This is a genomic window from Rhizobium sp. BR 362, assembly GCF_036528765.1.
In the GTDB taxonomy this organism is placed as follows: domain Bacteria; phylum Pseudomonadota; class Alphaproteobacteria; order Rhizobiales; family Rhizobiaceae; genus Rhizobium.
This window is the reverse complement of record NZ_JARWGH010000002.1, coordinates 372,629-385,735: the sequence shown is the minus strand read 5'-3', so window position 1 is coordinate 385,735 and position 13,107 is coordinate 372,629. Positions and strand designations below refer to the sequence as shown.

General features: G+C 61.7%; 12 protein-coding genes. 4 read left to right on the top strand and 8 right to left on the bottom strand.

What is annotated here, in order from left to right:
- Nucleotides 1–20 precede the first annotated feature (20 nt).
- Nucleotides 21–797 (top strand): DNA repair protein RecO, encoded by a 777-nt coding sequence (recO, locus tag QDY28_RS04110; RefSeq protein ID WP_331380390.1) that lies wholly within the window; start codon nt 21–23, stop codon nt 795–797.
- A gap of 73 nt (nt 798–870) precedes the next feature.
- On the opposite strand, the gene QDY28_RS04105 is transcribed toward recO, so the two are convergent.
- The 5 genes from QDY28_RS04105 to QDY28_RS04085 form a co-directional block, all read right to left on the bottom strand.
- Nucleotides 871–1,551 (bottom strand): peroxiredoxin-like family protein, encoded by a 681-nt coding sequence (locus tag QDY28_RS04105; RefSeq protein WP_331380389.1) that lies wholly within the window; start codon nt 1,549–1,551, stop codon nt 871–873.
- 56 nt (nt 1,552–1,607) lie between these two features.
- Nucleotides 1,608–4,853, bottom strand: a complete 3,246-nt coding sequence (locus QDY28_RS04100) for an adenylate/guanylate cyclase domain-containing protein (RefSeq protein ID WP_331380388.1) — start codon at nt 4,851–4,853, stop codon at nt 1,608–1,610.
- Between the two features lie 125 nt (nt 4,854–4,978).
- A complete protein-coding gene (locus tag QDY28_RS04095) occupies nt 4,979–5,827 on the bottom strand; it encodes an MOSC domain-containing protein (protein WP_331380387.1) in 849 nt (282 codons plus the stop codon).
- An 8-nt stretch (nt 5,828–5,835) separates the two neighbouring features.
- A complete protein-coding gene (locus tag QDY28_RS04090; RefSeq protein WP_331380386.1) occupies nt 5,836–6,489 on the bottom strand; it encodes an HD domain-containing protein in 654 nt (217 codons plus the stop codon).
- Nucleotides 6,490–6,563: 74 nt separating this feature from the next.
- Nucleotides 6,564–9,317: a DUF2339 domain-containing protein gene (locus QDY28_RS04085; RefSeq protein ID WP_331380385.1), complete on the bottom strand. Its 2,754-nt coding sequence runs from the start codon at nt 9,315–9,317 to the stop codon at nt 6,564–6,566.
- Nucleotides 9,318–9,619: 302 nt separating this feature from the next.
- Between QDY28_RS04085 and QDY28_RS04080 the strand changes: the two genes are divergently transcribed.
- The 3 genes from QDY28_RS04080 to QDY28_RS04070 all read left to right on the top strand — a co-directional run bounded on the left by QDY28_RS04080 (nt 9,620) and on the right by QDY28_RS04070 (nt 10,987).
- Nucleotides 9,620–9,949, top strand: coding sequence for a hypothetical protein (locus tag QDY28_RS04080; RefSeq protein WP_331380384.1), 330 nt, complete (start codon nt 9,620–9,622; stop codon nt 9,947–9,949).
- 144 nt (nt 9,950–10,093) lie between these two features.
- A complete protein-coding gene (locus QDY28_RS04075) occupies nt 10,094–10,600 on the top strand; it encodes a superoxide dismutase family protein (protein WP_331380383.1) in 507 nt (168 codons plus the stop codon).
- Between the two features lie 126 nt (nt 10,601–10,726).
- Nucleotides 10,727–10,987 (top strand): hypothetical protein, encoded by a 261-nt coding sequence (locus QDY28_RS04070; RefSeq protein ID WP_331380382.1) that lies wholly within the window; start codon nt 10,727–10,729, stop codon nt 10,985–10,987.
- A 59-nt stretch (nt 10,988–11,046) separates the two neighbouring features.
- Here the strand turns inward: QDY28_RS04070 and QDY28_RS04065 are convergent, their stop codons facing one another.
- Genes QDY28_RS04065 through ygfZ form a run of 3 tightly spaced genes read right to left on the bottom strand, consistent with a single transcriptional unit; the run spans nt 11,047 to nt 13,030 of the window.
- Nucleotides 11,047–11,580: a tyrosine phosphatase family protein gene (locus QDY28_RS04065; RefSeq protein WP_331380381.1), complete on the bottom strand. Its 534-nt coding sequence runs from the start codon at nt 11,578–11,580 to the stop codon at nt 11,047–11,049.
- A complete protein-coding gene (locus QDY28_RS04060) occupies nt 11,577–12,194 on the bottom strand; it encodes an HD family hydrolase (protein ID WP_331380380.1) in 618 nt (205 codons plus the stop codon). The genes QDY28_RS04065 and QDY28_RS04060 overlap by 4 nt, the downstream gene beginning before the upstream one ends.
- Nucleotides 12,191–13,030, bottom strand: a complete 840-nt coding sequence (ygfZ, locus tag QDY28_RS04055; RefSeq protein ID WP_331380379.1) for a CAF17-like 4Fe-4S cluster assembly/insertion protein YgfZ — start codon at nt 13,028–13,030, stop codon at nt 12,191–12,193. Before ygfZ ends, QDY28_RS04060 begins: the two co-directional genes overlap by 4 nt.
- Nucleotides 13,031–13,107 lie beyond the last annotated feature (77 nt).

The window sequence follows — 13,107 nt, the reverse complement described above, 5'->3', positions numbered from 1 at the left end:
TCTGCGGAACGAACCAGCCGATGCAGTGGCAGGATCAGGCGATCATCTTGGGCGTCAAGCGCCTTGGCGAGACCAGTGTCATTGCCGAGGTGATGACGCGTGATCGTGGCCGGCACATGGGATTGGTGCGCTCTGGGCGGTCGCGCGCCATGCAGCCGGTGCTGCAGGCGGGCAATCTGGTCGAAGTGACCTGGCGGGCGCGGCTGCATGAGCACCTCGGCGAATTCCGCATGGAGCCGGTGCGGTTGCGGGCGGCAAGGCTGATGGAGACGGCGACCGCCGTCTATGGCGTGCAGGCCATGGGCGCGCTGCTGCGTCTGCTGCCTGAGCGCGACCCGCATCCGCATCTCTATGATGCGCTGAATGTCATTCTCGAAAACCTGCAGAACCCCATGGACGCCGGCGAGCTTTTCGTCCGCTTCGAGTTGGCGGTGCTCAATGATCTCGGCTACGGCCTCGATCTGACCGAATGCGCGGCAACGGGTGCGCGCGACGATCTCGCCTTCGTTTCGCCGAAGACGGGACGCGCCGTCTGCCGTGCCGCCGGCCTGCCCTGGGCCGACAAGATGCTGGCGCTGCCGCCCTTCCTTACCGCCGGCGCTGTCGAAGCGGCGGATGGCGAAAGCCTCGCTGCCGCCTTCCGCCTGACCGGCTTCTTCCTGTATCGCCATGTCTACGAACCGCGCGGCATAGAGATCGCCGCGGCGCGCGACGGTTTCATCCAAGCAGCATTGAAAGCGCTGAACGCGGCGTTGGAAACGCCGCAGGAGCGGCCGGCCGTCGCCGCCAAAAGATAGAGCATGATCCCGAAAGTGCGCAGCGGACGGGATCATGCCGAAGGTGTGATTCGGAGCTAAAAGTCCGCTCGCGTCAAACAGCCATATTCGACGCGGCCGACATCACCTCCCGCGGAGCGGGAATGCCGAACATATGGCGGCCGGCCTCTTCGACTTCCGTGAAGGACCAGCGAATGACGCCATCCCGATCGAGCAGGAATTCGCCGACAAGCTGGCCTTCGCCGGTGGCAATCATCCGCTTGTCATCCTCGGTGAATTCATAGCCGTCCGCCTTGTCGAGGAATTCCATAGCCGCGATCGGGTTCATGGGTTCCGGAAGTTCGCCCGGCATATCGATGCGCATCGACATCACAGCATCCATGCTGACCTTGTGCGGCCAGTTATTCTCCGCTTCGGTGAACTGAATATTCGGCAGACCGAAGGCCTTGTGCGATACCCGCTCCGGGTCCGATGCCGCCAGCAGATTGGGAAGCGGATGGTATCGGAAGTAGAGGCGGGCGCGCTCGATCGGCGTGTTGACGACGGTCAGGCTATCTATGCCTTTTTCCTGTAGCGCATCGGTGAGTTCGGCCATGGCGGCGATCTGCCGGCGACAGAAGGGACAATGCAGTCCGCGGAACAACCCGACAAACACCGGCCTCTGGCCGCGAAAATCGTCGATGGCGACCTTGCCCTGGCGGGTGATCGCATCCAACACGACATTCGGTGCCCGATCTCCAGGCTGCAATGGTCTTTCGGCCTGATTCTCCTGCATCTTCCTTCCTCCCTCTATGTGACTAGATTCTCCCAATGGATCCCCGACGAAGACAGTCAGTCGAGAAACGGCAATACGATGAGCGTACCTGGATCGAGGTTGTGACGAATGCACACATCCTGCGCCAGCGTGAAATACCGTTCCGCCTCGTCCATGTCGTCATGCTCAAGGCTCAGAGTTGCCAAGCCATCATAGCACGGAAAGAGCAGTTGCGGCTCGTCAATTTCCTTTGCTACCTCAAGGGCTTCCTCGTAATACTTACGGGCTAGCTTCGGCTGCCCGTGGCATTGATGAATCTGGCCAAGGACGATCAGGGGCACGGAAAGATGGTCGCGCTGATCGAGGGCCCGGTCGATTTCCACCGCCTTCTCCGCTGCCGGTACACCCTCGGCGGCGCAGCGGTCGGTGAAGGTACAGCAGGAAACGGCGAGGTTGGCGAGAAGGCGCGCCTGGAAGCCGAGATCGCCGATACGGGTCGCGACCTCCAGTCCGCGCCGGCAGATCTTGATGGCATGGGCAGGATCCACAATGGTGTAGAGCACGCCGAGGTTGGAATAGGCGCGACAGGCGGCACTTTGCAGATCGGCCTTTTCGGCAACCGTCAGGCTGCGCTCCACTTCCTGCACGGCATCGCGGCGGCGGCCGAGCCGCGCAAGTGCCGCGCCCTTGGTGTTCAGCGCCTCCGCCATCGCGCGCGCCGCCTCTCGTCCGGCTTCCGTCGTTCCGTCGATGGGAAGCGTTTGCAGCCGTTGCAGGGCCTGCGTCGCCCATTCGGCGGCAGCGGCCTGATCGCCCATGCGGAAGGCCAGATGGCCGCGTTCCTGCAGGAGATGCGCGTGTTCGACCGGCGCATCGATCGTCGCAATCATGGTTTCGGCCTCGGCGCAATGCGCCTCCGCCTGATCGCGGCGCCCCGCCTCGAGATACAGTCGGCCGATTTTGCGCAATATCCTCGCTGCCGCGATCCGATCGTCCCCGGTGCGATGGATCATCAGCGCTCGTTGATAATGGCTCAAGGCGGCCTCGCGGCGACCGGCAGGGCCGCAGAGATCGGCGAGACGCTCCAGGAGCGCCAATTGCTCCGGTCCTACCTCCGGCTCGTTCGCGAAGGTGGCCAATGCCTGGCGATAAAGGCGCATCGCATCGTCATTGGCGTAGGTCTTGCGCGCCAGATCGCCGGCGGCCATCAGATAGCCGGCTCCTTTCGCCTTCTCGGTGGTCAGGCTGAAGTGATGGCCGAGCTGGGCCAAATGCTCGGGCCGGTCGGGCGCCGAACCATATTGGCGTTCCAAAACCCGACCGATCCGACGATGAAGTTCCATGCGCCGTTGCAGCAGGAGATTATGGTAGATGACATCGTGCAGCAGGGACTGGCTGAAGCGATAGGTGGGAGAAGCGCCGGCATCCGGCCCGCGCAATTCCTCGATAATATTGGCATCGCAGAGATAATCCAACCCGGCATCGATGGCGGCGGGGTCAGTGGCGACGGTGCGGAGCAGCGCAGTGTCGAACTTCGGTCCGACCACCGCCGCCTCCTGCGCCAGCCGTCTAATCTCCTGCGGCAGACGATCGACACGGGCAAGCAACAGGGCCTGCAGATTGACCGGAATATCGACATCCGTGTCTTCCGCTGCAACTTGCCACCGTTCGCCGTCATTGTGCAGTCTGCCCATGTCGATCAATCCCCGAAGGATCTCTTCGATGAAGAGCGGATTGCCGCCGGCGCGATCGAGAATGCGCTTGCGCATCGCGACCGGTAGCTTGCCATGACTCTCGCCGAAAAAAGCCGCGAGGAGCTTCTGACCGTCGGCTGCATTAAGCGGGCCAAGGCGCTGAACGGTGACGCTGACGCGATTGGAGTCCAGCGGATCGATCTGCGATGTCGGCCGGTAAATCGCAAGCAGCATCAGCCGGCTGCGTTCCAGCCGATCCATCATGAAGCGGAGCACTTCCAGCGAGGCGGCATCCGCCCAATGCAGGTCCTCGATGACGAGCAGCAGGGGACCCTGCGCCAGACGCCGCTCGAAGACGGTACGGACTGCATAGAAGATCTGCCGCCGCAATTGCTCCGGCTCTATGTGCCGCAGCTCTCCGCTGAGATCACCGAGGCCGAGGACATGCAGAAAGAGCGGCAAAAGTCCCTCGACATCCTCTTGCGTGAGATCGAGCGCGCGGAATCCCGTTGCCAGCAATTGTCGGGTCCTGTCGAGATCATCCCGTTCGCCGATGCCGTAGGCGCTGCGCACGACCGCGGCAAGCGTACCATAAGATTGTTCGCCAAGAGGCGAGCAGGTTGCTTTGCGGATGGCGAGGCCCTGAAAGCGGGCGGCATTACCGGCGATGTCGATAAATTCGTTGACCAGCCGCGATTTGCCGATACCTGCTTCGCCGATGAGGCGGACAAGTTGCGCCGCACCGCCGCAGGCAAGGTCGAGGCAGGTCAGCAGCCGCGACAATTCCGTATCCCGTCCGATCATCGGCGCCTGAAGGCCGAAACTTTCGAGCCCGCGTGCCGTATGCGGCGCTTCGAGCGGTCCCGTCAGCCGATGGACGAGCACGTTGCCGCTCTTGCCGCGCAATGTTTGGGCGCCGAGGCTGTCGAAGGCGAAGGCATGGCGGGTGAGGCGATAGGTCAGCGGCCCGACGAGGATATCGTTTTCGCCTGCCATGGATTGCAGGCGTTGGGCGGTATTCACCGTATCGCCGGTGACGGAATAGGATTTGGTGCTGACGGCGCCGAAGCCGCCGGTGACGACGGGGCCGCTGTTGATGCCGATATGCAGACGCAGCGGCACGCCCGCGCGCGTTTGCCAGCGCTCGCCCACCTGCGTCGCACGATCGATCATGTTGAGTGCGGCATTGAGCGCCCTTACCGGATCATCCTCATGAGCAACCGGCGCGCCGAACAGCGCCAGCAGCGCATCGCCGACAAACTTGTCGACGAAGCCGCCATAGGCCTCGACCGCCTGCGTCATCTCTTCGAACAATTCGTTCTGCAGTACCCGCATGACCTCGGGGTCGATCTGCTCGCTGAGGGTCGTGAAGCCGCAGAGATCCGCAAAAAGCACCGTGACCGGCCGCCGGTCGGCATCATCCTCGGATTTTGTCGGTGCCGCCTCGATGATCGGCTTGGCAACAGGTTGGGCTTTGTCGGAAATTGCGGCGCCGCATTTGGGGCAGAAGGCAAAATCAGGCTGGCAGGGAAAGCCGCAGGCAGCGCAGGAGATAGGTTGCTTTGCGCCGCATCGCGGACAGAAAGCAAAGCCGCTCTGAATATCGAAACCGCAGCCCGCGCACTCCATCGCACGCACCTCGCGAAAGCCCGGTGCGCCACGGCTGCTTCAGCCGCAACTGACGGGTTCAAAATGAGCGCTCAGCATGCACCTGCTGCCTCGGCCCCGCAAGCGCTAAACAAGCGGCGAAACGGCTATCGCCGCTTGAATTCCCAGCCCTCCGGCCGTTCCTCGACCACAGTCACCGTATCGCCGATCTTCACCGAGCCTTCGCCGCGCGGCGCGGCATTCCAGCCGAACAGCGGACCGGGCACGCGGCGGTCGGCGGACATGCGGACGCGGCCCATGGCGGGCATCGGATTCGGAACATCGCGCGAGCCGGTCTTCTGGTCCTGCGTTGTCATGATGCAGCGGGCACAGGGCTTGACGAGATCGAGGCGAATGCCGCCAATCTCGATTGCCGCCCAGCGGTCCTCCGGCCATTCCTCATCGATATCGATGACGATGTTCGGGCGGAAACGGTCCATGCCGACCGCGCCCTCGCCATGGCTGGCAAGATTGGCGTTGAGCGCCTTCAGCGAGCCGGTTGTGGTGACGAGAACAGGGTATCCGTCGACGAAGGTGACCGGCGTTTCGCCGCCGGCCCATTCCGGATTGGCGCTGCGCTTGGCGAACCTGTCGAAGAAGACCATTTTGACATCGCGCGCGAGCCAGGCGGACAGAGCCTTGTTGGTTTCTTCATCGGCAACGGAGGCGCTGACCGTCGATTTCCAGACGACGACGTCCATGCGGTTGTCAGGCTGCGGCGGCGGCACGATGATGTCGGCCTTGCCGTCCATTTTCAGGCGCAGATAGGAGGGGCCGGGCTGGATGTCGATGCGGGCAAGATCCTGCACTTCGCGCTGCGTGATGAAATCGCCCGATGGTTCGACCAGCATGGCGCGACGATCGCCGATCAGGCCGAAAGCGTCGATCGAGGCAGATGGAATGGCAATGCCGCGCGCGCTCTTGAGCGGATAGATGAAGAGATCGCTGACCTGCATGATAGCCCTCAGATTTCGTCGATGAACATTGCCATGATCGTCTTCAACCGGTCATGCCGCTCGCCAGCAAACCTCCGGCCGGTATCGGTCTGGAACCCATCCGCCAGTTTGAACAGCTTTGTCTCGAAATGGTCAATGGCGAAGCGCTTGTCGTCCAGCGGCCGCTCCGTGGCGAGTGGGTCGAAAGGATCGTAGAGGCCGGAGCCCAGGCGACCCGCAATATAGAAACAACGGGCAGCGCCGACCATGCCGATCGCATCCAGCCGGTCGGCATCCTGCAGCATTTTCGCCTCCAGCGTTTCCGGCGGAATATTGGCGGAAAAGCTGTGTGTGATGATTGCATGCGCTACGGCGGCGATATCTTCGCGGGGCCATCCAAGCTCCTTGAGGATACCCGAAGCCTTCTCGGCCGCGAGCCTTGATGCCTGTGCACGATGCGGCGAATTCTTCTCCACAGAGACGCAGTCATGCAGCAACACGGCGGCCGCCAGAATGCGGGCATCGCCGCCTTCTTCGGCCTGGATGGACATGGCATTCTTGAAGACGCGCAGGATATGGGCGACGTCGTGCGAGCCGTCGTCGCCATCGGCCGCATGGGGAATAAGCTGGGCGGCCAGTGTCTCGAACGGGGCAAAGGCCCGCGCCATCTTGTTGATATCCATCTTCGGCCCCATGTTCGGAATGATGTGTCGGAATGATCTTGTGCGTTCCTACCGAGCGTAGAGATTCGCCGCAATCATTCCGTCGCTTTTCTCCCCGTCAGGACCTTCTGATAGAACAGGCCGATACCGATCAGCACTGCGCCGAGGCCGATGAAGGATAGGGCCCGCAAGAAGCCTTCGAGATTTGCCATGTCGATCAGAAAGACTTTCACGACAGCGACGAACACGAGCGCGGCCGAAGCAATACGCAGGCTGCGAGCGTCAAAACGCGCGCCAAGCCAGAGAAGGGCAATGCCGATCAGCAGCCAGACGACCGAATAGGAATAGACTTCCCCCTGGATGAAGTCGTTCCAGAACGGAATGTATTCGCCCTGCCAGAAGCGGCGCACTGACAGAGTCGCCCATGCAAAGGCCATGACCGCGCCGGCCACGGCCAACATCGTCACATAAAGCAGGGGCCGTTTGCCCCGCGCGTAAAGCGCCAGCCCGCCATAGGCAATCGCCGGCAGCAGATAGCCGAGCAGCAGCAGGTTGAAGAAGGGAATTCGGCCCGTGCTTTCGCCTGTCAGGAAGGGATTGAGCCCGAGCAGATGCAGCGTCAGGATCGAAATGACGGAGAGGACGCCCAGCGCCATGCCTCCATAACGAAACACAAGGCTCGATGCGCTGAGATCAAGCGCCATCAGCGTCGCGGAGGCGCCGATTGCCAGTAATGTGTAGATCGATTGTTCACCGAGCGCCGGAACGTTTGAATTCAAGACACCGCCGTTCATTGCATGGCGCACCAGGATGGCAATCGTCAGCAATACCAGGAAGCTCGCAAGCGCCTGCAGAGCGTTGCGCAGCCTGAGGTCCGGCGAATGGCGGAGCTTGAACGCGGCCCAGCCGGCGAGCGCCGCCGGGATGCCGTACCCGGCAAGCAGCATGTTGAAGATAGGCGTCGTGCCGAGCTGACCCGGATCGACGATGGTCGGTTGCCAGGCGATGCGCCCAAGAGTGATGATCAGCGCCGCGACCATCGTCCATGGCAGCGCCGGCCAGGTGCGGGCGCGCCCGGCTAGCAGAAAGGCCATGCCGAGCACCGGCAGCAACACCGTCGGAACGGCGTCATGGGCGAGCGTATGCAGGGCGAAGACAAGGGCGGCGAAGGAGCCGGCCGCGAGGATATTGGTCGGCAAGGCAAGATCCGTCGGAGATCGACGATGCTGCAATTCGGCGAGCACCAACAGCACAGCGGCAAGCACGATGCCATAGACCCCATGCAGCCAGTCACGCGTCCAGTTGCCGAAGGTGACATAGCTGATCACGGCGATCGTCAGCGGCGTGGCGACCATGATCACGCTCCACAGCGCCGCAAAGGGCTTCTCGCTTTCGCCAAAACGCCTGAGAAAGAAGAAGCCGAGGATGACGAAGGCCGCGCCGAGCCCGAGGCCGTCATAGACGACGAGACGGGACAACGCCGGAACGATCTGCGCTATATTCAGCTCCGCACCGATCTCCGGCTGCATCAGAGCGACGAACATGCCGAAGCCGGCGGCCAGCGCCGACAGGATTGCCGCCCAGGCCGCATATACGCGGCTGGCTCCGAAGGCGGCGATAGTTGCGACGATCACGGCAAAGAGAAGCGATGCGTCCGGCAGCGGATACCCGTACCTGAGGCTGTAACCAAGGAAGGCCATGGCTACCGTGGCGCCGCCGATGGATGCTGTCAGCGTCATGCCAAGCGGTGCACGCGCCAGGAACCTCGCCCAGTGGCTGGCCGGTGGCGAGGCGGACGAGTCTTCGATTTCGGCCGATCCGGCGGTGTTTTCTTGACGCGTTGCGGCTACTTCACGGCGCCCGGGCCAAACGAAAACCACGCCGGCCATCATCGCCAGAATGGTCAAGGTAACCGGTGTCAGATCGACCACGTCGCTGTTGAAGATGTAAAGCAGCGGCCAGATGCTGAGGAGGGCATTGGCAAAGGACGGCACGGTGTACCAACGACGCAGCCGCGATGCGGCAATGGTGGCGAGCCAGGTGAAGACGAGATAGCCAAAGAGCGTCCAGGGTCTTGGCGCCGTCGAGGCGATGAGCGCGGGCGTGATCATGGACGCCAGCAGCCCTAGCCCTGCAAGCGCCTGTCCATGCAGCAGCGACAGGCCAAGCGTTACGAGCGAAATCGGGCCAAGAAGGACGAAGGCGACGGCCGGCCCGATGAAGCCGTAAATCCCATGGGCGGCATAGGTCGCGCCGAACAGCGCGACGACACCCGCCGCCGTCAGCACGCCGGGGATCATCGCGTTCCGGAAGGTATTGGCCAGCACGGGCTCCGACCGGCGCCGGATGACTTCGCCGGCCGCCATGAGCACCAAGCCGAAGATGGCCGCAAGCACCAGCCGTACGGCAGGACTGAGCAGGCCGCTCTCGATCGAATATTTGACCAGGAAGATGCCGCCGAGCGCCAGCGCGATGCCGCCCACCCAGACGGCCCAACGGGCGCCGATGGTGCTTTCGAGGCTCTCCTCTTCCGGCGCAAGGGCAGGGACAGCCACATGCTCGGTTTGCTCCACGTTGTCGCGTGCAGTGACGGCGGCATCTTCCGCTTCGACGGTTGGTTCCGCGACAGCTTCGGTCAATAGTTCCGCTGCGTTTTCGGAAGGTTGGATGGCGTCTTGAACAGGCTCTGCCGTTGCTGCTGATTCGCTTGCGCCGACAGCTAGCACATGACCGGCAAGCGCGTTTTGCAGCTGCAGAACGCGGCTTTCCAGCCTTTGTAGCCGTAGATTGTAGCTGCGCAGGATCAAAATGCCCGCGACCACAATCACGATCAGCAGCAGTTCCGTCATGTCCCCTCCATGGGCTTTTGCCGTCACCTTATACGAAATGAGCGGGACAGTAAGGGGAAGGCAATCGATTTTCTCTATGATTTCAGCGAATTACGCGCGAGAAAAGCGGCGCATGCGACGTCGGCCGCCTTTTTGATTTTATTAGAAAATTACGATTTATAACTTGGGAACTATTGTTAATACTCATTAACAATTCGTCTTTACCCGCGCGGCAAATCAGCCTATGAACGCCTATAGTTAACCAGAACGTATTGCGTACAAACGACGTCGCATGAGGCGGCTCCTGACCCTAGGAGGTTTGTATGTCCCATGTATCTTCCACATCCAGTAGTACCTATCCCTATCGCGGTACGCTTTCGCGGCTCGATGCGAATGGCGACGGTGTTTTGAGTCAGGAAGAGCGCGAAGTTGACGAGCGTCCAGGCATTCTCGAAACTGACGCGGTCGATAGCGGTAGCGCGAATGGCGCAATGAGCAGCCTGATGGCGATGCTCATGCAAATGCCCAGCGGCGGTGCGACGACGAGCAAAATGCCCGAGGCCAGCAGCGCTTTTGACTTCGATATGCTGACGCCGATGGACGCCTATAACAGCACTTACGGTCAGTACGACGTCGACAATATGGCAGCCTGAGCGGCTTTTCTTGCCAAACCACCAAACGGCCCGCCGGACAAATAGCGGGCCGTTTTTGCGGCCGACGCCTGCTCATTTCCCTTCTTGCGGGAACACCCGCTCCGATGATGCGTTGCATCCACGACTCAAACGGGAGAATGTTCCATGAGGACGATCCTTATTGCTGCGGCTCTGGCCTTGACGGCAGTTCTATCCGCCGCTGCACAGGACAAACAGACGGCGATTGCCAATTTTGTCGGTCTCGACGGTAAACAGGCGGGGCGGGCGGTCCTGACTGAAGGAAAGGCGGGCGTGCTGATCGAACTGGACGTCTCCGGTCTGCCGGCCAATCGCTGGGTTGCCTTTCATATCCACGAGAACAATCATTGCGACCACATGCATGCTTTCGAATCCGCGGGCGGTCATTTCAATCCCGCCAATGCCGAGCACGGCCTCCTCGCGGCAAATGGCCCGCATGCCGGCGACATGCCCAATCAATATGTCGATCAGGACGGCAAACTCAGGGCGCAAGTCTTTAACAGCATGGTGTTGCTCGACGGCAAAAACGGCATTCGTGGCCGAACGCTGATGATCCATGCCGAGTCGGATGACTACCGCAGCCAACCCGTTGGCGGCGCTGGCAAACGGCTGGCCTGTGCGGTCATCGAATAGCCCTGCACAGCGTGTTCGCCCTATCCCAACGGCGTTTCAACGAGCGTACTGCGTCCCACAGAAAACGCCTCGCGGCGTTTATTTCAGGAGATTTGGATGAGTCGTATTTCTTCAGTTGGAAGCAGCATGAGCGCTGCCTCGTACAATCCCCTTGATAAAAATCACGGTGGCGTTGCGGAGGCCGAGGAGCTGCAGGAAGCGGCGCAATCCGGCGTTCTGGCTGAAAGCGCTCTTGCCGACGAAAACAGTGACGGCACCGCCGTCGGCGGCAAGACCGATCTGAACGCGTTGGAAGTCTTCATCCGCGAGATGGAGGCGTCGATGAATGTCTATCAGAATACCCACGGCCAATACGACACTGGTGCGTCGGATAGCGTTGCCGCTTGATCGGCAGTTTTCGAATGGACTGGAAATGGACGGAGATTGCGCAAGCGCAGTCTCCGTTTTTATACGACGGCAATTTCCGCTGACAGCGACAGGACGAAGGGCGCATTGCCATCCGCATCGGCGCCGCGGCCAATCGCCTTGACGGCGTCGACGAGCCGACCTTTGCGGTCAAGCATCTGGTCGCCGATCATGATCAGCCGCGCATTTGGCGTCGCATAGGGCGAGGCGGTGCGCAGGCGCCAGACAAGCGCCAGATCGTCCGTTTCGGGATGCACGGCAAGCGCAGCGATCAGCGCCGCCGCCGGTGAGCGCGACACGCCCATCCAGCAATGAATCAGCAGCGGCGCGGTGCGGTCCCAGCTCCGGGCGAAATCGATGATATCGCGGACATGCGTCTCCTGCGGCGCCACAAGATCGCCGGTTCCGATAAAGCTGATGTCGTTCATGCCAAGCAGCAGATGCCGTTCGGCCCTGATGACGGCCGGCCGGTGAAACGTTTGTTCCTTCGCCATCAGGCTGATCATTTCGGATGCGCCGTGGCGAACGGCCATTTCCGCGATGCGTGACAGGGGTGATACAACGATCGCGGTCATGCTTCGGCTCTCATAGTGGCGCGTTCGGCCTCGATCGCCTCGAAGCGCGCCAGGAAAAGCCGTTGTGCTTCGATCGCCGGCATCGGTTCGATTGGCAACATCTCCCCCGTAATGCTGCGCGGTTGGCCGAAGAATTTGCGCGCTTCCTGCGGCGTGAAACCGGCGAGCAACGTCGCCTCGAAATAGGCGGAGACCGTATCGGCCTTCTTGATCTTTTCCTTCAGCTCCGGACTGCAATGCGGCGGCAGGGCAAAACGTCTGTAGATCGCGGCTTCCAGGCGCTTCTCCACCGCCTTGTAGTCGCCGCCGACCACGGATTTAAATGGCGATATCATATCGCCGATAACGTATTCGGGGGCATCATGCAGCAGCGCCGCCAACAGCTCGTCCGGCGTTGTTTTGTTGAGATGACGGAAGATCGTCTCCACCACCAGACTGTGTTGCGCCACCGAAAAGGCATGATCCCCTGAGGTCTGGCCGTTCCAGCGCGCCACGCGGGCAAGCCCGTGGGCGATATCGCCGATCTCGACGTCGAGCGGCGAGGGATCAAGCAAATCCAGCCTGCGGCCAGACAGCATGCGCTGCCAGGCGCGCGCGGTATTGGCCGCTGTCATGCCGAAGCCTCATCGCTCTGCGTGGGGAAGGAGAGGCCGGACCAGGCGGGTAGCGCAAGAGAAACGTCGCGATCCGCTGCCAGAATCGCTGTGCCGGTGGCGATGGCTTCGCCGGCGCGGTCGATGCGAACGATGGCGAGCCCCTTGGAGCCTCCGGTGGAACCAAGTGTACCGATCGGCTTGCCGCCGACCGTCAATTCGGTTCCGGTGGCGGGCAGATCCGTGCTGCCAGACACGATGACGACGCGCCGGCGCGCAGTGCCGCGATGTTGCATGCGGGAAACCACTTCTTGCCCGACATAGCAGCCCTTGCGGAAGCCGAGACCGCCGTTGATATCCATTAGTACGTCATGCGGAAAAGCGTCCTGGAGGGCGAAATCCTCGCCGGAAACGGCAATGCCGTTGGCAATGCGCAGAGTCCGGTAAAGGCCCTCGGCATCATCGCCGTGTTGGCCGGGCGTGCGCGTCAGAGTGATCCCCGCCTTGGCGAAACGGCTATCCCTTCGGCTTTCGGCTATATGCTCGTCCCAGGCGACGGTGACGCCTTCCGTGTCGACCGCGACAAAATCAACGGGAGCGCGCAGCCGGTACATGGTCAGCCGCTTCAAAAGCCCGTCTTTCTGCGTTGCATCCGTCTCCAGCAGAAAGCCAGGACCATCCCGCCAGATCATGAAGTCGAACAGGATCTTGCCCTGCGGCGTCAGCAGCGCGCCCGGACGGGCCTCGTCTGCGCCGAGCGAGGCAAGATCGGTGGTGATAAGATTATGCAGGAAAGCTTCCGCCTCCGCGCCGGTGACGCGGAGAAAGGAGCGATCTCTGAGGAATACGGCTGGCATTGTGGACCCGCTAGAGCGGTTCAGCGCTTCACGGAATCGCTTTCCCGCTCTATCCCTTTGTTCTCTAATTGGCCTGT

What these genes read in the sequence shown, in the direction of transcription:
- QDY28_RS04100 (WP_331380388.1), bottom strand. Translation starts at nt 4,853, where the DNA reads ATGGAGTGCGCGGGCTGCGGTTTCGATATTCAGAGCGGCTTTGCTTTC.
- recO (WP_331380390.1), top strand. Translation starts at nt 21, where the DNA reads ATGCAGTGGCAGGATCAGGCGATCATCTTGGGCGTCAAGCGCCTTGGC.
- QDY28_RS04070 (WP_331380382.1), top strand. Translation starts at nt 10,727, where the DNA reads ATGAGCGCTGCCTCGTACAATCCCCTTGATAAAAATCACGGTGGCGTT.
- QDY28_RS04065 (WP_331380381.1), bottom strand. Translation starts at nt 11,580, where the DNA reads ATGACCGCGATCGTTGTATCACCCCTGTCACGCATCGCGGAAATGGCC.
- QDY28_RS04105 (WP_331380389.1), bottom strand. Translation starts at nt 1,551, where the DNA reads ATGCAGGAGAATCAGGCCGAAAGACCATTGCAGCCTGGAGATCGGGCA.
- QDY28_RS04080 (WP_331380384.1), top strand. Translation starts at nt 9,620, where the DNA reads ATGTCCCATGTATCTTCCACATCCAGTAGTACCTATCCCTATCGCGGT.
- QDY28_RS04085 (WP_331380385.1), bottom strand. Translation starts at nt 9,317, where the DNA reads ATGACGGAACTGCTGCTGATCGTGATTGTGGTCGCGGGCATTTTGATC.
- QDY28_RS04075 (WP_331380383.1), top strand. Translation starts at nt 10,094, where the DNA reads ATGAGGACGATCCTTATTGCTGCGGCTCTGGCCTTGACGGCAGTTCTA.
- QDY28_RS04060 (WP_331380380.1), bottom strand. Translation starts at nt 12,194, where the DNA reads ATGACAGCGGCCAATACCGCGCGCGCCTGGCAGCGCATGCTGTCTGGC.
- QDY28_RS04095 (WP_331380387.1), bottom strand. Translation starts at nt 5,827, where the DNA reads ATGCAGGTCAGCGATCTCTTCATCTATCCGCTCAAGAGCGCGCGCGGC.
- ygfZ (WP_331380379.1), bottom strand. Translation starts at nt 13,030, where the DNA reads ATGCCAGCCGTATTCCTCAGAGATCGCTCCTTTCTCCGCGTCACCGGC.
- QDY28_RS04090 (WP_331380386.1), bottom strand. Translation starts at nt 6,489, where the DNA reads ATGGATATCAACAAGATGGCGCGGGCCTTTGCCCCGTTCGAGACACTG.